This is a genomic window from Nocardia sp. GCM10030253 (assembly GCF_042675075.1).
Taxonomy (GTDB): Bacteria; Actinomycetota; Actinomycetes; order Mycobacteriales; family Mycobacteriaceae; genus Nocardia.
Window position 1 is genome coordinate 371,018 of the sequence record NZ_JBHTDL010000011.1, and the last position, 20,583, is coordinate 391,600.

The 20,583-nt window shown below is 65.5% G+C and carries 21 protein-coding genes and 1 pseudogene; 12 read left to right on the plus strand and 10 right to left on the minus strand.

Annotated features, from left to right (window positions below):
* Positions 1-352 precede the first annotated feature (352 nt).
* Complete coding sequence (locus tag ACFQZZ_RS26105; RefSeq protein ID WP_378686027.1) at positions 353-673, plus strand: hypothetical protein; 321 nt, start codon at positions 353-355, stop codon at positions 671-673.
* Positions 674-692: 19 nt separating this feature from the next.
* On the opposite strand, the gene ACFQZZ_RS26110 is transcribed toward ACFQZZ_RS26105, so the two are convergent.
* Positions 693-1,328, minus strand: coding sequence for a LysE family translocator (locus ACFQZZ_RS26110; RefSeq protein WP_378686030.1), 636 nt, complete (start codon positions 1,326-1,328; stop codon positions 693-695).
* A gap of 72 nt (positions 1,329-1,400) precedes the next feature.
* On the minus strand, positions 1,401-4,643 hold the full coding sequence (locus ACFQZZ_RS26115; RefSeq protein WP_378686187.1) for a carboxyl transferase domain-containing protein: 3,243 nt from the start codon (positions 4,641-4,643) through the stop codon (positions 1,401-1,403).
* Positions 4,644-4,692: 49 nt separating this feature from the next.
* On the opposite strand from ACFQZZ_RS26115, the gene ACFQZZ_RS26120 reads away from it, so the two are divergent.
* A complete protein-coding gene (locus ACFQZZ_RS26120) occupies positions 4,693-5,310 on the plus strand; it encodes a TetR/AcrR family transcriptional regulator (protein ID WP_378686033.1) in 618 nt (205 codons plus the stop codon).
* A 150-nt stretch (positions 5,311-5,460) separates the two neighbouring features.
* On the opposite strand, the gene ACFQZZ_RS26125 is transcribed toward ACFQZZ_RS26120, so the two are convergent.
* The gene (locus ACFQZZ_RS26125) at positions 5,461-6,972 is read right to left on the minus strand and encodes a flavin-containing monooxygenase (RefSeq protein ID WP_378686035.1); all 1,512 of its coding nucleotides are present in this window, start codon (positions 6,970-6,972) and stop codon (positions 5,461-5,463) included.
* Positions 6,973-7,239: 267 nt separating this feature from the next.
* Between ACFQZZ_RS26125 and ACFQZZ_RS26130 the strand changes: the two are divergent.
* The 3 genes and pseudogenes from ACFQZZ_RS26130 to ACFQZZ_RS26140 all read left to right on the plus strand — a co-directional run bounded on the left by ACFQZZ_RS26130 (position 7,240) and on the right by ACFQZZ_RS26140 (position 9,891).
* Positions 7,240-7,667, plus strand: a pseudogene (locus tag ACFQZZ_RS26130) (hypothetical protein).
* 230 nt (positions 7,668-7,897) lie between these two features.
* The gene (locus ACFQZZ_RS26135; protein WP_378686037.1) at positions 7,898-9,328 is read left to right on the plus strand and encodes an APC family permease; all 1,431 of its coding nucleotides are present in this window, start codon (positions 7,898-7,900) and stop codon (positions 9,326-9,328) included.
* A 146-nt stretch (positions 9,329-9,474) separates the two neighbouring features.
* Positions 9,475-9,891 carry a nuclear transport factor 2 family protein gene (locus tag ACFQZZ_RS26140; protein WP_378686039.1) on the plus strand — a complete coding sequence of 139 codons (417 nt, stop codon included), beginning with the start codon at positions 9,475-9,477 and terminating at the stop codon, positions 9,889-9,891.
* 596 nt (positions 9,892-10,487) lie between these two features.
* Here ACFQZZ_RS26140 and ACFQZZ_RS26145 read toward each other — a convergent pair.
* From ACFQZZ_RS26145 to ACFQZZ_RS26160, 4 genes are all read right to left on the minus strand, one after another.
* Positions 10,488-11,144 (minus strand): cation transporter, encoded by a 657-nt coding sequence (locus ACFQZZ_RS26145; protein ID WP_378686042.1) that lies wholly within the window; start codon positions 11,142-11,144, stop codon positions 10,488-10,490.
* Positions 11,145-11,238: 94 nt separating this feature from the next.
* A complete protein-coding gene (locus ACFQZZ_RS26150) occupies positions 11,239-11,568 on the minus strand; it encodes an ArsR/SmtB family transcription factor (protein ID WP_378686044.1) in 330 nt (109 codons plus the stop codon).
* 124 nt (positions 11,569-11,692) lie between these two features.
* Positions 11,693-11,893: a hypothetical protein gene (locus ACFQZZ_RS26155; RefSeq protein WP_378686047.1), complete on the minus strand. Its 201-nt coding sequence runs from the start codon at positions 11,891-11,893 to the stop codon at positions 11,693-11,695.
* A 194-nt stretch (positions 11,894-12,087) separates the two neighbouring features.
* Entirely contained in the window at positions 12,088-12,243 is a 156-nt protein-coding gene (locus ACFQZZ_RS26160; RefSeq protein WP_378686049.1) for a DUF6131 family protein, read from the minus strand.
* Between the two features lie 145 nt (positions 12,244-12,388).
* On the opposite strand from ACFQZZ_RS26160, the gene ACFQZZ_RS26165 reads away from it, so the two are divergent.
* From ACFQZZ_RS26165 to ACFQZZ_RS26180, 4 genes are all read left to right on the plus strand, one after another.
* Positions 12,389-13,084, plus strand: a complete 696-nt coding sequence (locus tag ACFQZZ_RS26165; protein WP_378686051.1) for a DUF998 domain-containing protein — start codon at positions 12,389-12,391, stop codon at positions 13,082-13,084.
* 234 nt (positions 13,085-13,318) lie between these two features.
* Positions 13,319-13,522: a hypothetical protein gene (locus tag ACFQZZ_RS26170; RefSeq protein ID WP_378686053.1), complete on the plus strand. Its 204-nt coding sequence runs from the start codon at positions 13,319-13,321 to the stop codon at positions 13,520-13,522.
* A 47-nt stretch (positions 13,523-13,569) separates the two neighbouring features.
* Positions 13,570-14,325 (plus strand): TetR/AcrR family transcriptional regulator, encoded by a 756-nt coding sequence (locus ACFQZZ_RS26175; protein WP_378686055.1) that lies wholly within the window; start codon positions 13,570-13,572, stop codon positions 14,323-14,325.
* Entirely contained in the window at positions 14,322-14,471 is a 150-nt protein-coding gene (locus ACFQZZ_RS26180; RefSeq protein WP_378686058.1) for a hypothetical protein, read from the plus strand. Before ACFQZZ_RS26175 ends, ACFQZZ_RS26180 begins: the two co-directional genes overlap by 4 nt.
* Before the next feature lie 10 nt (positions 14,472-14,481).
* Here ACFQZZ_RS26180 and ACFQZZ_RS26185 read toward each other — a convergent pair whose 3' ends face one another.
* Positions 14,482-15,213, minus strand: a complete 732-nt coding sequence (locus tag ACFQZZ_RS26185) for a TetR/AcrR family transcriptional regulator C-terminal domain-containing protein (protein WP_378686189.1) — start codon at positions 15,211-15,213, stop codon at positions 14,482-14,484.
* Between the two features lie 430 nt (positions 15,214-15,643).
* Between ACFQZZ_RS26185 and ACFQZZ_RS26190 the strand changes: the two genes are divergently transcribed.
* Both ACFQZZ_RS26190 and ACFQZZ_RS26195 read left to right on the plus strand, forming a co-directional pair.
* Positions 15,644-16,075 carry a DUF5994 family protein gene (locus ACFQZZ_RS26190; RefSeq protein WP_378686060.1) on the plus strand — a complete coding sequence of 144 codons (432 nt, stop codon included), beginning with the start codon at positions 15,644-15,646 and terminating at the stop codon, positions 16,073-16,075.
* Positions 16,076-16,088: 13 nt separating this feature from the next.
* Positions 16,089-16,589 (plus strand): DUF5994 family protein, encoded by a 501-nt coding sequence (locus ACFQZZ_RS26195; RefSeq protein ID WP_378686062.1) that lies wholly within the window; start codon positions 16,089-16,091, stop codon positions 16,587-16,589.
* Between the two features lie 157 nt (positions 16,590-16,746).
* Here the strand turns inward: ACFQZZ_RS26195 and ACFQZZ_RS26200 are convergent, their stop codons facing one another.
* Together ACFQZZ_RS26200 and ACFQZZ_RS26205 are read right to left on the minus strand one after the other, a co-directional pair.
* Positions 16,747-17,607, minus strand: a complete 861-nt coding sequence (locus tag ACFQZZ_RS26200) for a 3-hydroxyacyl-CoA dehydrogenase (RefSeq protein ID WP_378686065.1) — start codon at positions 17,605-17,607, stop codon at positions 16,747-16,749.
* Entirely contained in the window at positions 17,604-18,302 is a 699-nt protein-coding gene (locus ACFQZZ_RS26205; protein ID WP_378686067.1) for a TetR/AcrR family transcriptional regulator, read from the minus strand. Before ACFQZZ_RS26205 ends, ACFQZZ_RS26200 begins: the two co-directional genes overlap by 4 nt.
* Positions 18,303-18,784: 482 nt before the next feature.
* Here ACFQZZ_RS26205 and ACFQZZ_RS26210 point away from each other — a divergent pair, with 482 nt between their 5' ends.
* Positions 18,785-20,542 (plus strand): hypothetical protein, encoded by a 1,758-nt coding sequence (locus tag ACFQZZ_RS26210; RefSeq protein ID WP_378686070.1) that lies wholly within the window; start codon positions 18,785-18,787, stop codon positions 20,540-20,542.
* The last annotated feature ends 41 nt before the right edge of the window (positions 20,543-20,583 follow it).

Here is a 20,583-nt window from a genome sequence, read left to right on the forward strand (position 1 = left end):
CGAATCGCGATCGGTTCGGTAGACCGTTGGCGAACCGGCCGGGTTCGAACCAGGATCCTTGCCGATGAACGTCAGCCGCATGATGCCCCCTGGCTTCGACGGTTGCGAAGAATTGCGTCGCGTGTTCATCCTGAACCGCGTCTTCGCCGCACGTCAAGGGGTGTGCGGCCAGTACAGCAACAAATCGCAACTGTGTTCCGTCTCGGCCACGATGGCGCATACATTTTGCCTCGGCACCCGGCGCGGGGTCGATGCAGTGGGCACATCGACCTGCAGTGAGCCGCTGGTCGGTGACGAATGTCCGTTGCGCCGGGTGCCACCGAACTCCACACTCGCACACGGGAGAGCGCCGATGAGGCCGAAGGCGATCGGATTTCTGCGCCGCGACATTTCGGGCATCAGACAAGAACGCCATGAAATGGAAATCCGTTCGCGGGCACGTGAACTCGGCTACGATATGGCCCGCATGGTGATGCTCGGCCCCTCGGCCGACGCCATCGACCGGCTGATCGCGATGCTGAACCGGCTCAACGCCGCCGCGGTCATCGCCCCAAGCGTCGAGCATGTCGTCGATGCGCGGGACAAGCTGTGCGCAGTGTGCGATCTGGTCATTGTCACACCGCAGCAGCGGTGGCCGGTCAGTCGCGAAGTGGGGCCAGGGCCCTCGGCCTAGCCGTCGGTGATCCCGCCCGTCAATGATTCCCGCTCAGCGCCACGCTAGCGCCGACACCGATGATCATCAGGCCGCCGGTGCTGCCTACCGCCTCGAGACGACGTGGCGAGCGGACGAACCAGGAGCGGGCGGTGCCGGCGAGGATCGCCCAGGTGCTGTCCGAAAGCACTTGGATGGCGAGGCATATTGCGCCGAGGAGCAGGAACTGCATGGGCAGGGCGCCCGCCTCGGGGACCGCGAACTGAGGCAGGACGGCGCCGAGGAAAACGTAGGCCTTCGGGTTGGTGGCTCCGACGGCGAATCCTTGGCGCACCATACGGCCCACAGCCGGTGCTTCGGCGGCCGATTCCAGAGCGGCCGCCATGTGTTTGCGGTCGCGAATTGCCATGACGCCCAAGTAGATCAGGTAGGCGGCACCCGCGATTTTGATGAGGGTGAACAGGATCGCCGAGGACGCGAGAACCGTGCCGAGCCCCAGCACGACGGCAATCAAGGGCACAGTCGATCCCAGTGTCGCACCGAGCACCGACAGCAATGCGGGACGGCGACCGAGCGTCAACGCCCTCCCGATCGCGAACAGCACATTCGGGCCGGGGATCACGACGATGACGAGGGCGGCGAGAGCGAACGCGACGAGATGGGAGGCGGGCACCATCAGAGCAGCTTATTGCGCCGATGGCAGGCAATGCGGCGAACGGCTTCGTTCTCCTGGGGAGTCGATCGGGCGTCAGTGCAGTGTACTGATCCAGCGACGGGTGTCGGCGGGATCGATGACGGCGTCGAGTTCCAGGACGGTGGCGGCGGTGAGGGCTTTGCCGTTGGCGTAGGCGAGTTGGACGAGGTTGTCGAAGGCTTCGCGTTGTCTGTCGGGGTCTTCGATGGCAGCCAGTTCCTTGGCGAAGCCGAGACGGACCGCGCCCTCCAGACCCATGCCGCCGATCTCGCCGGTGGGCCAGGCGATGACGAAGCGTGGGGCACGGAAGGAGCCCGCCGCCATGGCTTGGGCGCCGAGGCCGTAGCCCTTGCGCACGATGACGGTACCGAACGGGACCGACAGGGCGGCGGAGTCGATGAACAGCCTACTGAACTTGGTGACCGTTGCTTCCTTCTCGGCCTCCGGACCGACCATGAAACCCGGCGTGTCGCATAGGGAGACGATCGGCAGCCCGTGAGCGTCACACAGCCGCAGGAATGCGCTCAGTTTGTCGGCGGCCTGCGCGTCGATCGCGCCGCCGAGGTGGTGGCAGTTGTTGGCGATCAGACCGAACGGGCGGCCCTCCACGCGAACCAACGCGGTGACGACACCGACACCCCAGTCACGCCGCAGTTCCAGTACCGAGTCGACGTCGGCAACCGATTCGATGGCGGCCCGGATATCGAAGGCCCGCAAACGATTCTCGGGCACCACGTGCCTGGACAAGCGCGGATCCGGCGCCTCCCAGTCCCGCACTGCCCCTTGGAAATACGCGAGGTAGCGACGAGCCAGCGCAACCGCTTCGGCTTCGTCGGTCGCGACAACATGCACGACGCCATTGCGGCGCTGCACATCGATGGGCCCGATGTCCTCGGGAGCGAAGACGCCGAGTCCGCCGCCTTCGATCATCGCCGGACCACCCATGCCGATATTCGCGTCGGGAGTGGCGATGACGACGTCACAGATGCCCAGCAGCGCGGCATTGCCCGCGAAGCAGCGTCCGGACACGATGCCGATCAAGGGAACTCGGCCCGACAGGGCGCCCATCGCACGGAACGTGGTGACATCGAGACCCGAGATACCGGCATAGTCGGTATCTCCCGGCCGCCCGCCACCGCCTTCGGTGAAGAACACCACCGGAAGTCGCTGCTCGTGTGCCAGCTCGAGCATCCGGTCGGTCTTGGCGTGGTTGCGCATGCCCTGGGTACCCGCCAGCACGGTGTAGTCGTAGGACATCACCAGTGCGCCGGCCGATTCCGCGCCGAAGCGGTCCGCGTTGATGGTCGCGATGCCCGCGATCAACCCGTCGGCCGGCGTGTTCGCGATCAGGTCTTCCTGGCTGCGGCGCAGCCGCTGCGCGGCCACCGCGAGCGCACCGTATTCGACGAAGCTGCCGTCGTCGACCAGATCAGTGATGTTCTCCCTCGCCGTGCGGCGACCGAGCCGACGGCGTTTGGCCACCGCATCCGGACGGCCCACGTCGAGCCCGATGCGGTGACGCTCCAGCACTTCCGCCAGATCCGCGCGCATGGTGTCCAGATCCACCGCGTCGAAGTCGGTGGCCGGACCATCGTGGTCCGCCTCGATCCACGTCAGCAGCAGCGCGTGCGGGTCGACGACAGCTCCCGGCTCGACGACATGGCGCAGCACTCGCAGCGGCTGCTCGGCCCGCAGCACATGCTGCATCTTCATCGCTTCGAGCACAACGACTTCCGCGCCCGCGGAGATGACGACTCCCAGCGGTGCGAGCGCGACGACGGTGCCACCCATCGGGGATCGAAGCGCCTGCTCGTCGTCGCGCATGGCCTCCTGCGGCTCGATGGCCGGGATCTCGTGCTGTCCATGCGAGCCGACCGCTGACGACTCGGCAGCAGGATCGACGTGCACCATGGTCGATGCGTAATCAGCTGCGCGACTGGAGAGTTCGCCGATATTCTCCTCGAACCACGAGGTTGACACAGTGCTGCCACCGGCAAGCTGGTCGAGCACCGCCCGCAGCAGATCCGCATTTGTGTCCACCCCGACGACGACCGTTTCCGCCAACGCATCCGAACAACGTCGTAGCGCGGCCGAATACGTCGGCCCATGGGCAATGACCTTCGCCAGCAACGAATCGAACAGCGCGCTCTGCCGCATACCCGCGGATACGGCGGTATCTACCCGAATGCCCGCTCCCGTTGGCGCGGCGAACTGTGTCACGGTGCCCGTACTCGGCAAGATGGACGCCGAGGTCGCGATCATTTCCCCACCCGCAGTTACCCGTTCGGCGTTGATCCGCGCCTGCACGGCGAATCCGCGCGCGGGCCCGTCCGGCAGCGCGAGATCGGCGAGCGCGCATCCCCGCGCGAGATCGAACTGGACCGCCACCAGATCCACACCCGTCACCTCCTCGGTCACCGTGTGCTCGACCTGTAGCCGCGGGTTGACCTCGAGGAACCACGCGTCGTCGCCTCCGACCAGGAATTCGACGGTGATCACGCCGCGACAGCCCACCGACTCCGCGATCCGGACGGCGTCCTCGTGCAGCCGTTCTCGCAGCGCCGCACCGAGATTCGGCGCAGGCGCAATCTCGATCAGCTTCTGGTGACGCCGTTGCACGCTGCAATCTCGATCGCCGATCGCGACCGCCCGCGTGCCGTCGGCGACAATCTGAACCTCGATGTGCCGCGCGCCGGGGGCCAGCGCTTCGGCATAGACGGTGCCGTCACCGAAGCCGGCGAGCGCCTCCGCAACACAGCGCTCGTGCGCCTCGGCGATCCGAGATGCTTCGCGCACCACGCGCATTCCCCGCCCGCCTCCCCCGGCAGCGGCCTTCACCATCACCCCGCCCGGGTTGTCCGCGAGCAGCGCTGCGATCTCGCCAGGGTCCGGCCCCGCGGATGTCGCAGGCAACACTGCGACCGCTGCCCGCTGCGCGGCCTCTCGCGCGGCGAGCTTGTCGCCGAAGATCCGCAACACCTCCGGCGCTGGACCGACGAACACCAGTCCCGCGTCCGCACACGCTGTCGCGAAATCCGCGCTCTCACTGAGGAATCCGTAGCCCGGATGCACCAGTGCGCCGGGACCGGCCTTGCGCGCCGCAGCGACCACCGCAGCGATATCGAGATACGCCGCCGCCCCGGATCCCGGCAGTTGGACCGCGTCCTCCGCCAGCCGGACATGCAGCGCTGCGGCTTCGTCCCCAGTGTGCAATGCGAGTGCCGAGTACGCCCGCTCGCGAGCAGTCCGGATCACCCGGACCGCGACCTCGCCCCTGTTTGCCACCGCTATGCGCATGCCGACAGTGTGCTTTGACATTGACGTCAATGTCAACGACGATGTACCCATGACAGAGGCCGGCTGGTCGGTGCGCGCGGCGCGAGAAAGATCGCACACCTCCCGCCACCGCGCGCTCCTGGACGCCGCGGCCAAGGTCTTCGCCACCCGCGGCTACGACAACACCACCGTCGCCGACATCACCGCGGCTGCCGGAGTCTCGCGAGCCACCCTGTACGTCTACTTCGCCTCCAAGGAGGAAATCTTCCTCGCCCTGGCCGCCCAGGTCCGCGACGATTTCCTCGCCGCCCAGGAGCCGGACATCGACGCCGACGATCCACGAAACATGCTGGCCGCCACCATCGAATCGTTCGCCGCCGCCGTCCTCGCCGCAGGCCCGATGCTGCGTCTCATCGACGAACGCGGCGCCGTCGACGACCGCGTCGCCGCCCTCGCCGAAGAGATCGCCGAACGCCCCATCCGCCGCTTCACCCGCTACCTGGAACGCCTACACGCCGCAGGCCGGATCACCCCCGTGGTCCCACCCCGCATAATCGCCGAAACCATCGGCTACACCCTCACCCGCGGCACCCTGGCCCGCGCCGTCGCCCCTCCCGCCACCCGCGCCGAATACCTCAACCACCTCCACACAGTCGCCGAAACCCTGCTCAACCTGTCTCCCGACTAGCGACACCTCCGCTCGTCGGTCGACACTCGAAAGTCCGCACCCTTTAGCGGGATTCGCGCCCCTGCGGGTGCCCAGAGTCGGTGCGGATCCCGAGCAAGGGTTCGAATTCGAAGTGTCTGCCGAGCGGCAAGCTCGGAAGGGGCGGGGTGCTCAGGCGATTCGGGAGTCGGCCACGGGTCGTTGGCCGGGGCGGGTAGCGGCGTTGGGGGTGGTGAAGGTGAGTACGCCGTCTTCGATGGGGCCCTTGCGGAGCAGGGTGCGGTCGCGGAAGTAGTTGTTGATCACCTTCCATGGGCCGCGGGTGCCTTGGCGCGGCATCACCGCGTCGCCGCGCTGGATGTAGCCGGAGGTCAGGGCGCCGCCCATCAGGGAGTCTTCGGCGCGGTCGCCGTCTTGCGCCACGGCAACCACCTGATCGAAGCCGTTGGCCTTCATGTGGTTGAGCAAGCGGCAGAAGTACTCGGCCGCCAGGTCGGCCTTCAACGTCCAGGACGCGTTCGTGTAGCCGAGCACCACCATGGCGTTGGGGATGCCGCTGAGCAATGCGCCCTTGTAGGCCACTCGGTCGCGGGTCACCACCGGCTCGCCGTCCACCTCGAGTGTCGCGCCGCCCAGCATCTGCACAGTAAGGCCGGTCGCGCTGATCACGATGTCGGCGGGCAGCTCCGCGCCGGACTCGAGTCGGATGCCGGTCTCGGTGAAGGTCTCGATGCGATCGGTGACGATCGAGGCGCGGCCACTACGCAGAACCTTGAAGAGGTCACCGTTCGGGACAACGCACAGTCGCTGATCCCACGGGTTGTAGGACGGCGTGAAATGGCGCATGTCGATATCCTTGCCGACCTGCATCCGAACCGCGCCGAGCAGCAGCTTCTTGGCCATCTCGGGGTTGGTGCGCGACAGCTGGAAGCTGGCGCGCTGCAAGGCGATATTGCGGGCACGGCCCAGCTTGTAGGCCACCTTGGCGGGCACGCGAGTGAGCTTCATGCCGACCGCGACGGGATCATCGACGGGCAGTGCCGTGATGTAGGTCGGCGAACGCTGCAGCATGGTGACGTGCGCGGTGTCATCGCTCATGGCGGGGATCAACGTGATCGCGGTCGCGCCGCTGCCGATCACGACGACCCGCTTGCCCTGGTAGTCGAGATCCGCGGGCCAATGCTGGGGATGCACGATCTGGCCACCGAAGTCGGCTTCGCCACGGAACTCCGGCCGATACCCGTTGTCGTAGTCGTAGTAGCCGGTGCATCCGACGAGGAAATTGCTGGTATAGACCTCGATGCCGCCGGTCTGCTCGTCGAGGGCCTCGACGGTCCACAGTCCCGACTCGGTGGACCAGCGCGCTGTGGTCACCTTTCGCCCGAACCGGATGTGGTCGGTGACGCCGTACTCCGCCGCCGTGTCCTCGATGTACTGCCGGATGTGTGGTCCGTCGGCGAGCACCTTGGTGCCGATCCAGGGCCGGAAGCCGTAGCCGAAGGTGTACATGTCCGAGTCGGAGCGAATGCCCGGGTACCGGAACAGATCCCAGGTGCCGCCGATGGCGGTCCTGCGCTCCAGGATCGCGTAGCTGCGCCCGGTCTGCTCGCGCGTCAGGTGGCAGGCCATGCCGATTCCGGACAGGCCCGCGCCGATGATCAGTACGTCGACATGCCGCGTCATTGAGGTACTCGTTTCGTCTGGTCTCGCCCGGGCGCCCTCGGCCGCGCGTTCCCACGAGATTACGTGTTATTGACAGTTACGTCTAGTCGCAGGTCGACACGGCCAGGTCGCCGATCATTAAAACCGCGTTGGTTACAAAGGGTGCCCCCGGGGACTCATCGCGCACATCATGAACGACTGCGGCCGGTCTCGCGCTGCTTGCGGGCTCAGCCGGGTCGGTGAGTGCATCGTCGATCCACCGATACCCCTGAAGGGAGATTGGCTCCGATGAGTCTGTCGTTCCACTGGTTCCTGCCCACCTACGGTGATTCCCGCGGTTTGGTCGCGGGCGGGCACGGCACCTTCATGTCCGGCGATCGCCCCGCGACGCTGCGTTACCTCAACCAGATCAGCGCCGCCGCCGAGGACAACGGTTTCGAGGCCGTGCTCACCCCGACGGGCACCTGGTGCTGGTGCGCGGCGGCGCGGGCACCGCACTGGTCGGCTCGCACGAGGAAGTGGCCGAGCGCCTCATCGAGTACTCGAAGGTCGGCGTCAGCCACTTCATCCTGTCCGGCTACCCGCACCTTGAAGAGGCCTATTGGTTCGGTGAGGGCGTGCTGCCCATCCTCGAACGCAAGGGTCTGTGGCGGAACCCGGTCAGCAGAACAGTCACCCCGAGCGCTACCCCGTTCGCGGCGTCCTCCGGCAGCTGACGACCCGTACTCGTCGTCTCGGAGGATGCCGGAATCCATGGCGAGATGGGCCCCGGCGTCCGCCGGGGCGACGAGTAACGGCAGGTGACGCAGCTACGCATGCACTGTGTCGTCGCCGACACCGCAGTACCCCCAGTCATGGGCACTGGTGTCGCAACGACCAGAATGGTCTGTCGAGTCCGACCCCACCGGGCGGTCTCGGCAGACCATTTTTCGTCCAAAGGGAGTCCATGACAAGCGCACCAGCGCGGCGGTGGCGCCGCCGCTTCCCCGATGAAGCGAGCACGCCCGATGCCGGTTCCGCCACGCTGAAGCGCAGCCTCGGCCGCGTCGACCTCACCGCGATGGGCGTCGGCACCATCGTCGGCGCGGGCATCTTCGTGATCACCGGTGTGGCCGCCGCGGAGAAGGCCGGTCCGTCGATCGTGCTGTCGTTCATACTCGCGGGCACGGTCTGCGTGCTGGTCGCGCTCTGCTACAGCGAACTCGCCGCGATGGTGCCGGTCTCCGGTAGCGCCTACACCTATACCTACGCGACCCTCGGCGAGGGACCCGCGTTCCTGGTCGGGTGGAATCTGCTGTTGGAATTCGTCATCGCGGGCGCGGCCGTTGCCATCGGCTGGTCCGGCACAGTGGTGTCCGCGCTGGACACGATGTTCGGAATCACGCTGCCGAAGGCCATCACGGCAGGCCCCACCGAGGGCGGTGTCGTCAACCTGCCCGCGGTGCTGATCATCGCGGTGATCGTCGCGGTGCTCGTCGGCGAGGTCTCGCTGACGGCCCGCATCACCAAGGCGCTGGTCGGCGTGACCATCGGCGTGCTCGTGCTGGTCGTCGCCGTCGGCTCCCCGCACATCGATGTGGGCAACTGGGCCCCGTTCGCGCCCTTCGGCATCGGCGGCATCGTCGGCGGCGCCGCTATCGCGTTCTTCGCCTTCCTCGGCTTCGACGTGGTCGCGGCCTCGGCGGAGGAAGCGCGCAACCCACGCCGCGACGTGCCGTTCGCGATCATCGGCACGGTGCTCATCGCCACCGTGCTCTACGCGCTCGTCAGCGCGGTACTCACCGGAATCGCCCCCTTCCCGACGCTGAACAACGCCTCGCCGATCGCGACCGCCTTCGGTGGACTGCGCATCGGCTGGATCGGCAATGTCATCGTCATCGCCTCCATCATCGCGCTCACCAAGGGTCTGCTGCTGATCGTGTACGCACAGGTCCGCCTGATGTTCGCCATGTGCCGCGACCGGCTGCTGCCGAACAATCTCGCTACCACCGGCAAGCGGTCCACCCCGGTCCAGCTGACACTGCTGCTTGGCACCGTCTGCGCGACCATCGCCGGATTGCTGCCGATCGACATCGTCGTCGAGTTGGTGAACATCGGCGCGCTCTCGGCCTTCGCCGTGGTATGCGTGGGTGTGCTGGTGCTGCGCAAGCTGGAACCGAACCGGGAACGTCCATTCCGCACCCCACTGGTGCCGTTGGTCCCGATCCTGGCACTGGTCGGCTGCATCTTGCTGGCAACCACTCTCGACGCGCTGACCTGGGTGCGTTTCGCGGTCTGGGTGGCCATCGGTATTGCCGTCTACCTGGGCTATGGCCGTAAACGCTCGGTGATGGCGGAACCGGAAACCGCTGCGGAAACAGTTCAGGCCGAGCGGTAGCGGGCGACTTTCCCGCAATTAGGATCTTGCACGAATTCGACAAAAGGATTCCCGATTCATTGCGGATAACCAGGGATTTCGGCACGCTCTCTGGCAAGAGTCGCGGCACTCACCCTCCACGGCCGTGCGGAAAGGACAACAACCCTATGTCCGATGATGAGAAGCAGATCCGGATCCTGATCGAACGGTGGGCGGCCGCGGTACACGTCGGCGATCTCGCCGGTGTCCTCGCCGACCACGCCCCCGACATCGTGATGTTCGATGTGCCGCCGCCGAACGAGGGTGTCCGCGGCATCGACGCCTATCGGGACAGCTGGCCCGGCTTCTTCGAATGGCAGTCCCAGGGCGCGACATTCGACATCGTCTCCCTCGAGGTCGCCGCCTCCGGTGACGTGGCCTTCGCCTATGCGCTGCTGCTGTGTGGCACCGCCGAGGATTTCGCCACCGACCCCGCAAAACGGCTTCGCCTGACCCTGGGCCTGCGCAAGCTGGACGGGCGCTGGGTCGTGGTGCACGAGCACCATTCCTTCCCCGACACCAGTGTCGAATCGGAGGCCGGATAGCTCGACGCGAGTTCCGCGACTGCACTCGATGCAACAGTGCAGTTGGCGCTACTCCGTGACTCCCCGAGAACAGAACGGAATTGCGCGCAGATACGCAATAGGTGATTTGCACGCGTCATAACGCTCTGAACTCGGCTTTCGCCGACCGTCAACACCCGAGCGCCGCACGAAAGATTCACTGAATGCCATTGTGCGCGCAACGCAGGGTTGCCATTCCCCTTGGCGGCGGCCGTCTCACGCGCAACACCGCATCGAATGCACGCGGAGTTCCACGTGAATCAGCCTGTCGTCGATACCGCTCAGGTTTCGTTCCGGCGAAGAACCCCGCCCACGATGTCGGACCAGTGCTCTACTCGAAGGCATTCATCGGTGACCCAGGGTCCGCGCATGTGGCATCGCTATCGACTGCTGGGCGCCGCGGCAGCGATGCTGCTCGCGGTGCCCAGCTGCTCCGGCATCCAACCAGTGCGCGGCACGGCCGTCGCGTCGCTGCGGCCGCTTCCGACGCCGGCTGCCTAATGGCGCAGCGGGATCGCCTTCGACCACGGCTCGGAATGCATCGACGCCATCCCTGCTGCCACGACTGACGTGCGGCATCAATCCCGGCAGGTGCCGGAGGCGCAGCAGCCCTCCCCTCGTCGCGCGGCCAACCCTTCCTTCACAGCGATCGCGGCAATACCGAGCCCCGCGATCGGATCGGCCCACCACCACCCGAACAAGGCGTTGAGCAGCAACCCTACGAGCAGCACCGCCGACAGATAGGTGCACAGCAGCGTCTGCTTGGAATCGGCCACCGCGGAACGGGATCCCAGCTCACGCCCGGCTCCCCGCTGCACCGCCGACAGCACCGGCATGACCAAGAGACTCAGCGCCGCCAGTCCGATGCCCACCGGAGAATGCCGCGGTTCATCCGCACCGAACAGCGCGCGCACCGCGTCCACCGACACATACGCGGCCAATGCGAAGAACGACCACGAGATGACCTGCAGCGCACGCCGTTCCCTGGCTTCGGGATCCCGACCGGAGAACTGCCAGGCAACCGCCGCCGCCGAGGACACCTCGACCACCGAGTCCAACCCGAATCCGATCAGCGCCGTCGATGACACCCGCGCACCCTCGCCCAGCGCGACGACCGCTTCGATCACGTTGTAGGAGATGGTCGCGGCGACCAGCCACCGAATCCGCTGCGACAGCACCATCCGTCGCTGCTCGGTAAGTCCGCGCCGAATCGGCATCCCCAGAGATTGCGCCATTACGAGCGGCCCTCCCCCGTGCCCATCGGATCCATCGCTGGCACCCGGCGCCACGACAAGTCCGACCAGCTCGAATTCCCGAGCGATCGCGCCATCAGCAGCACCCCTCGGCAGCATCTGGACAGCACGCCGGATCGACGGCGAGCACCAGGCCGAGCAGATCGTCCAGGGCCCGTCCGATGCGCTGATCGGCCAGCTCATACCGGTTGCGCCGCCCCTCCGGCACCGCGACCACCAACCCGCAACCCCGAAGGCACGCAAGATGATTGGACAGGATCTGCCGCGAAACCCCGATCGCCTCCGCGAGGTCGGCCGGATAACCCGGCGCCTCCCGCAACCGGAGCAGGATCTGCGTGCGCGTCGCATCCGACAGCGCATGCCCGAACCGGGCCAGCGCGTCGTTCTGCATGGTGGATGTTCGCATACCCACCCTCGGGCTGGTTCCAACATTCAGCCCGGCGGGAGTCGTTCAACGACAGTCATCGCAGCTGATCGAGAACCGCATCGTGCCGCAAACCCGGCGATCCGCCATAAATCGCGTCGGCCGGTTACGGACTGGGTTGGGGCACGTTGCAGCTGGTCACTTTGGGGTTGACGCCCGCGTAGTTCAACGGACCCGCGATCACCGTCACCGCGATCGTTCCTACGCTGGCGCAGTTCTGTTCACGGTCGGTGAAGTATCCGCGTTGACCGGCGGCGACCACACCGAAGATCAACCACACCAGCACCAGCAACGACACTAAGCGCATCACACACCTCCACTGAATTCCGGGCTGCCAGGGGTACGAATCTCCTGGAGACCACATCGAGTTCGTTCCTCGAGGATCGAGATCGTCTCGATCCGGTTGTCGATAGCGGATCGCCGCATCGTGTCCTGCTCTCGATCCAGGTTGCCGCGCAGACAAATCGCGGCACAGTAGATGTCGACCGGGTAGAGCACCGGTCAGTAGTAGTGGCGTCGGCCGCCGACCGAACGGCCGCTGCGACCCATGAGCATCAGCACTGCACCGATGATGAGCACGACGAATCCGGCGGTGGTGAGCAGGGTGATGCCGAGGAAGAATCCGGCGATCAGCAGGACGGCTCCGAGAATGATCATCAGTGGATACCTGACTTCAGAAGTACGTGAAATTTCGTGGAAGAGGGGGTCCTTCAAGTAGACGCCGCCAAGACCCCTATGTCAACGATGTAGGTCTACACTCCAGAACTACAGTTGTTTGTCCCGAAAGAAGGGGGCTTTCGCGATGACCGAACAACCACTGCTCGAACCGAGACGCCAGACCGACGCGGGCGCGGGCGACCCGAGCAACCCTCATCGCTTCCGACACACGACGGCGGGAATCGCGTGGACCTTGGGGTTCGCGTATCTGCTCGCCGAGCTGGTGACCGCTACCGCCTGGAAGACGGCCTACAGCTTCCGCCACGACACGATCAGCGATCTCGGCATCACCGCATGCACCCCGAGCATGTGCTCACCACTGCATCTGGTGATGAATGCAGCGTTCGTAGCGCTAGGCCTGCTGACGATCGTCGGAGCGATCGGATTCCGCGATCTCCTGCCCCACGGGCGCCGCCAGTGGTCGATCGTCGCCCTGGCCGTGATCATCGGCCTCAGCACAGCCGCAACCGGCTTCTTCCCCTCCAACGACGGCGCCGTCGTTCACTTTCTGGCTGTGATGCCGGCATTCGTGTCCCGCCACATCGTGCTGATACTCCTGGCGATCTGGCTGTGGAATCAGCGTCGGCTCGTCGCGATGTGGTCGGCGCTGTGCGCGTCGACCGGACTGACCGGCACCGTTCTGTTGGCCATCGGCTTGCAAGTGGGAATCACCGAGCGACTGGTGTTCTATCCGCTCCCGACCTGGATGGCCGTGACCGGAGCCGCAATCATGATCAATCCGCTGCGAGCTGCCGTAAGGCAGCGGACCCGCTACATCTGACCGCCCGAAACACTGTAGTCAACTGGTGTAGACCTACAATGTTGACACTGCGCCGATATCGGCGTGTACTGAAGATCTGTCACATCCACTCCGACCCGTGCGAACCACACCAACGGCCCGCGCCCCGCGAGCCGGGTCCAAGCAGCCATGTCGGTCGGGACCCGAACACCGAATTGACCACCACCCGAAGTTGTTCTGCCTCATCTGTTTATCTACTTGAACCAGGTAACCGTCATGATCGTCATCGTCCTTGGAGCCGTCGTGCTCCTCACTGGATTCCTGCTTGGCATCCCTTTGCTCGTCACCGCGGGAATCGTGGTTCTGATCATCGGCGCGGTGCTGATGTTCATGGGGTCCAACGGTCGTTCGATGCGAGGCTGGCGTAGCTACAGCCCCCGGCCAAGGCGGCGGCGAAGCCGTGCGCGCCGCAGCTGGTAGACGAGGCGCTGGCCAGAAATGATTCCGGCCGAGAGGAGCTGAATTCGATGAACGCAACCAGAGACGGACCAACCAGGCGCCCAGACATCCCCGAAGATGCCCCCGACAGGGAACACGCCCGGCACAGCCCGCTGACCCGCGCCGCGATGCTCGCCGCCGCACTCGAGATCATCGACCATGACAGCGTCGACCAACTTTCTATGCGGCGCCTCGGCGAGGCGCTCGGTCGAGACCCGATGGCGCTCTACCGGCACGCCGCCAACAAGGCCGCAGTCCTCGACGGAGTCGCTGAGAGCGTGCTGGCGCAACTGACCGTCGACCCCTACGACCCCGACTGGCGCCACCAGCTGCGCATAGTGGCGCGCGACTTCCGCCAGCTGGCGGTGGCTCACCCGAACGTGGTTCCGCTGCTGGTCACCCACCCGTTGGCCACGCCGCTCGGACTGCAGCCACTCGGCACGCTGCGGCCGCTGGAGCACACCCTGGAACTGCTCACCCGAGCCGAATTCAGCGGCGCCGAAGCCCTACACATCTACCGTGCCCTGTTCGGTTTCCTCTACGGGCACATGCTCAACGAGCTCCAGGAAATCGTCGAACGCCCCGAAGAAACCACCGACCTGCTACGCCTGGGCCTCAACCGCCTACCGATCGGCGAATTCCCCCTGCTGCGCGGCCTCGCCTCGGATCTGGCCGCCTACGACGGCGTCACCGAGCTCGAACGCGGCCTCGACATCCTGCTGTCCGGCCTCTCCATGACCATGACCCACGCCGGTCCGCAGCCCAGACAGGAGCCTGAATCATGACACTCCAACTCGCCCGAACCGACCCGCACAAAGCCTCGACCATCGACGAGCTGCCGGAAAGCACCGCGCCCGACAGCATCGACGACACCGAAACAGTTGCCGCACAGCAGCGTTGGGATTCCGAAGGCGGAGGCGAATCCCGCTGAAGCGCGACGGTCACCCGGGGCCGGGCAGCGTCGCGGCGAGGCCCGCCAGCAGGATATCGAGACCGCGTTCGAGCTCGGCGGCACCGTCGTAAGCCGCCAGAACCGGCGCCAGGCCGCGTAGCAACGGGAACTCCCCGATCGGCAGCCGATGCAGCCCGAGCCGCAGCACCTCGTCGGTCTCCTCGGGGCGCTCCACGATTTCCTGCAACTCGTTGAGCACGTGCCCGTAGAGGAAACCGAACAGTGCACGGTAGATATGCAGCGCATCGGCCCCCGCGAATCCGGCGCGGGTCAGCAGCGCGAGAACGTCTTCCAACGGCCGGACGATGGCTTGCGGGCGCTGCCCCAACGGGGTCGCCAGCGGTCGGGTCACCAGCAGGGGCACAGTCCGCGGATGGGCCAGCGCGAGTCGGCGGAAATCGCGGGCGACCACCCGCAACTGGGCGACCCAGTCCGTATCGGTGGCATCGACCGTCAGCTGCTCGAACACGATCTCGGCGACACCATCGAGCACTGCGGCCTTGTTCGGCACATGCCGGTAGATCACCATCGGATCGCGCCCGACGGCATCGGCCAGCCGCCGCATCGACAACCTGTCGATACCGTCACGGTCGATGATCTCGAGTGCGGCCTTCAGCACCGCCGCCCGCGTGACAGGACTCCCACTCGGACCTATAGCCGCGGGTTCGGGCCGATCGGTCTCAGATCGAGAATTCGTTCGGCTGGTCGGCGGTTCGGCCATCACGGGACGCTCCTTCATCTATATCGAGTCTGCATGCTAATCCACGCCCGTAGGTCATGAGTGTAGACCTACACCGTTGACACGAGACTGTAAGCGGCGTCTACTGGAAGGACCACACAGATCCGAGGATCGTCATCATCGTCCTGATCGCCGCCATCGGCATAGCACTGGCGCCCGTTCACTCCCGCGTCTCCAGCAGCGCAACGGTCATCCGGCGACGCCGCCGGGTCAACCGCCACAGCCAGGCCGACCCCCGGTCGGGTCGACCGTTCGGGCGTATGGCTGCCGGTCACTGTGCGGTCGCCACCCCACATGGCGACTTCCACTACGACTGACCGGGCACCCGCCCGATCAGGCAACTCCGGCAGCGGAATTCGGCACCGACTCGGTGCTGACAGAGCTGTTTCGCAGCCGAGACAGGAGCCGCACCATGACCTCAGCTCAGATTCACCCACACTCCGCGCGCCATCGCGTCCCGCCCGACTACACGCCTCGGCTGCGGTTGAAGCCGAAAGCCGAACGCGGCGGATACCTCGACGGCGCATGGTGGCCCCGATCCAGCGGACTCACCGCGGAACTACCAGATCTGTTGGCAGTACTGACAGTTCGACTTGGCCCCGTCTGGCGAGTCGTCTACGACCCCACAGGCTGGTCACCGGCACCACGGCAGATGACCGCCAACGGTCACGCAATTCGGCTCGACGCCTACCCATTCGAGCTGTGGAACACGATGTATGTCTTCGGCAGCGATAGCAGCTTGACCGTGCTGCAGGTAATCCCGTCGGCAACCAACCAGCCCGCCGCGCATGCGGCCCTGATGGCCGCCGTCGCCCCCGAACCGGCGGTCGCTACCTCCAGATGAAGGAAGCCAGATCATGACCCGCATCAGTACCCAACGCCCTATCACCAACCACTTCGACATGACCAGGAATACCGGTCCACCCCGCAGCAACAAGCAACCCTTCCGAACACCCACACGCACACCACGCCTGCTACTACGCGAACACAGCACCCGCTCCAGCCAAGTCGACGGCGCATGGTGGCCTTGGACGGCAAACCTCACAGCCGAACTCCACGACCTCATCAGCGCCCTCACCCCACGCCTAGGACACACGGTGCGTATCGATTTCGACTGGAACGCCGTCAGTCTCACCCAACGCCGCATCGATCACGACGACGGCATACGCATGCACGGACCCGGCCACAACCAACCACCCGATGTCATGCACCTGATCGGCTCCGACGGCGCCAGCCTCACCTTGCTCGTCATCCCCGCGAACACCCCGCCCCGGCACGCCGACCGGCAGATGCGGCAAGCATCTGGAAAACCGCTGCCGCCGAACGCGACAACACCCGCTGTCGAAACCCCACCTTAGCGCGACAACGACTTTCGAAGCCGAACCAGAACTTTTGGGCTTCGAGTCGGGACCAACGACCGCGTAGGCGTCGGACCTCGCGGCTCTGACACTCCTCGTCACTGAGCACATCCGTGGCCCCCGAGGTCTGGTCCGACGCCGTGTCCGGCTGCGCTCATCAGGCCGAATACCGGTAGAACCCCTCGCCGCTGGCGATACCGAGTTTGCCCTTGTCGATGTAGTTGGCCTTCAGCCACGCGGCGAGCTGCTGTCCGTCCTCGCCACTGTTGGCGAGGATGTTGTAGGGGGTGGTGAGCCCGATGATGTCGAGGATCTGGAACGGGCCGACCGGGGCGCCGGTGCCGATCCGCCAGGTCTTGTCGACCGCCTCCGGCTCCGCGTATCCGCCCGCGGAGAGCGCCATGGCGGCGTTCAGCAGCGGCACGAGCAGCGAGTTGAGCACGTACCCCGCCTTTTCCTTGTGCAGTTCGATCGGCACCATGCCGATCGCGGCGGCGAAATCGACGACCGCCTGATACACCTCGGGGTCCGTGTCGGATGTGCCCATGACTTCGGCGGTGTTGTACTTCCACACAAGGTTCGCGAAGTGCAGCGCGAGGAACTTGTCGGGGCGTCCGGTGAAGTCCTTGATGTCGCTGGGCAGCAAAGTGGAGGAGTTCGTGGCGAAAATGGTCCGCTCGGGCGCGAATTCGCCGAGGCGCTGATAGGTCTCCTGCTTGATGGCGAGGACCTCCGGTATCGCTTCGATGACGAGGTCGGCGTCTGCGACCGCCGCGGCGAGATCAGTGGTCAGGGCGATGCCCGCCGCCGACTTGTCGGCCTTGCCGTCGGCCGCTGCGGGTACCTCGTCGCGATAGGTCGCCGCCAGCTTGGTGATGCGGTCGCCGGCCGCGGCGAGGGCGTCGTCACTGATGTCGTATGCGGTGACATCGAACCCACTGAACGCGGTCTGGAACGCGATCTGCGAACCGAGCACCCCCGTCCCGAGCACGGTCACCTTGCGGATCTCGATCGTCATGACGTTCTCCTTCCTTCGGGGGGCGACGTTCGTCCCTCGATGTCCACTGCGTCGACCGATACGAAGAAACCGGCGACGATCTGAGCGATCTGGTCACGCAGGTCGCGCAGCGCGTCGTGACCGGGAAACGCACCGGTCGACGGCCGGGCGAGGATCAGATGCAGCACCGCGAATACGCTGCGGCCTGCCAGCAGGGCCTGTGCCGCAACGCGCTCCGATTCGAGGCCAAGGTCTGTGGCGGCCGAGGTGAGCCGGTCGGCGATCATCGCTTCCAACCGCGCGACGAGCGCGAGCCCTTCCGCGTGGTACTTCTCGGTCGGTGCGCCGAACAAGAGTTCACGCTGGTAGGCCACGATGTTCTCGATACGACGATCGGCTGTCTCGACGATCGGCTTGACCATGCCGAAGACCGCCTCCGCCGGATCACGCTGTGCTCGCGACTCCCGTTCGCCCACTTCGAGCGCCGACCGGAAATCCGCGTTGTACACCATGAGGAGCAACTCGCCCTTGGACGACGCATACCGGAACAGCGTCCCGGCGGCGACGTCCGCGCGGTCGGAGATCTCCTGCGTGGTGATGTTCTCGAACCCTCGCTCGGCAATCAGCGCGGCGGCCGCCTCGAAGATGCGGGACTGCTTGTCGAGCATGTTGCGCACTCGACGGCCTACCCGCACCGATTCGGGCGAATCCGACATCCCGCACCTCTCAGACAATGAGTGGACTCATTAATGAGCATACTCCTGGTTATCCAGAGGGCAACCCTGAAGAGGGCGACCGAAGCGCGAGCGGCAGTCATCGGCCCCGGACCGCGCGGAATTCGACCGAGCCGAACATCCCGTAGTCCATTTAAATAGATAAGGCCCGGCAAATGCCGGGCCTGAGCAAATGAAAGTGAAGTCGAATAATCGAGACCAGAAATCTTATTTCCGCTTAAATGTATACCAGCAAGGGTTACTTATGGCCCCACGTTCGCCGACCGAAGCGCCGAGCTCGTCCACCTCAGCGAGGAGTACGCGACCACTGCCTGACCTGACGCGCAGACGCTCGGTTCGGCCTCCCATCGACGGCAACAGCGGCGCCGGCGGTGGGGGCGCTTCATCTAAGGTCGTCACGACGCCGATCTCGGGGAGGGACATTGCCCAATTTGCCTTCGGACACGCTGATTTCGCTGGTAACCATGGCAGCCCAACGCATGGGTTATGTATGTCGGGCAACCAATGCCGACGAAGTGGTGGAGTTCATCGGTAGGCGCGGCGACGGCCCACACTTCCTGTGGCTGGACAACCTGCGCCGGAGCCTGGACGAGCAGCCTGCCGACCAGTGGCCGGCGCTCATCACCGACTACGTCGGCACGTTCCTCGCCGAAGTGGACATGGAATACACCGATCCGCTGGACACCAACGACTTCGCCACGGTCTGCGGCCTGCTCAGGACCCACTTCGCTCCGGCAGGCACCGACACGGGTATCGATGTCGTCCACCGTGACGTCGCGCCGGGAATCATTCAGTCGGCGGTGATCGGTCAGCTCCTCACCGCGGTGGCCGTCACCCCTGACATGCTCGCCATCTGGGGCATCGGGCTCGACGAACTCTTCGATCTGGCCGAGGCGAACACTCGTGCCGACGGCTACCTCGATCTCGAGTGGAAGGGCTACAACGATGCCAACTTCGCCATCCTGAGCGGGTCGGATTTCGCCAGCGCACACGCCCGGTGGCTCGGCGACTACCCGGTAATCGGAACGCACGGTGCACTTTTCGTCGCGTCCCACGAAGGCAGCGTGTATGCCCACCCGATCATCGGGCCGGACACGCTGACCGCTATGACCCTGCTCGGCAAGGTAGCCGCCAACACCTACCGCAGCGAACCGCGACCCGTCAGCCCAGCGGTCTATTGGTGGAAGGACTCGGAAATCAGTCTCGCCGCCGACACCGAGACCGATGGCGACGGCAATGTCGCGGTCCACCCCACTCCGGAATTCGAGACACTGCTGACCAGCCTGGCTGTCACGTGCGACTTCGGCGTGATGTCGGCCGACGAAATCGATACGGCCCTGGACGCGCTCGAGCGCTATGAGCGGATGTGCGCCACTCCGGACAGCAGTGCGGCGGCGCCTGTCGTCCTCGATCTCGTGGACGAGATCAACCGCAACGGTGGCGCCGTCGGATTCGTTGCGGCCGTTGCGGATTCCCGCGGAGCAGTGTTGCGCACCTGGGGACCGGGCCGAGATCAGCACCTGCTCACCGTGTTGAAACTGACCAAGGACCGCGACCTCGCTGTGCTCGACGCTCAGACCGGGCACCTGTACGACCCCCGTGGCCGCGTCGATGTCCACGTCACCGTCGGCGACGGAAGGTCGCTGCCCTATCTCACCACCGCGCTGCTCGCGGACTTGGTGGTCGGTGCCGCCGACCCGGACGATCCGTTTCTGGTCGTCGCACGCGACGACGAGACCTACATCCAGACGCGGCGCTGCGACGCGGTCTATGAAATAGAGCATCGGGCCGGTTCCGCCTCGGAACATTTCCGCGCATACGCCATGCTGCACACCGTGGTCCGTGACGTCATCTGGGCGTGGACCTGCGGCGACCCGTCCTGGACGGCAACCGTCCAATGGCGGCGTGTCGATCTCGAATCACCCGAAATCGAGGCAGCACCAGGGCGGGAAATCCTGCAGGACGAGCTGTCATACCTGGGGTACGACATGACTGTCGACGAGCTCGCGCTCCTCGATACGTTTCTGGCGGTACGAAACACACCGCTGCCGCTGGTCAATTTGCTGGAGCTCGAGATCGATCCCGACGCATTGCGTGAGCTGGGATCGGCACATGCCGAGGAGATCATGCCGATCGCTGAGTTCATCCAGGCAGCCGAGACGATCGAGGCACCGGACGATCAAGGACCTCAGGAACAACGCAAACCGAACGACAAGGCATAACAGGCACTCGCGAGAGCCGATCAACCGGCCGATAGGGTCGA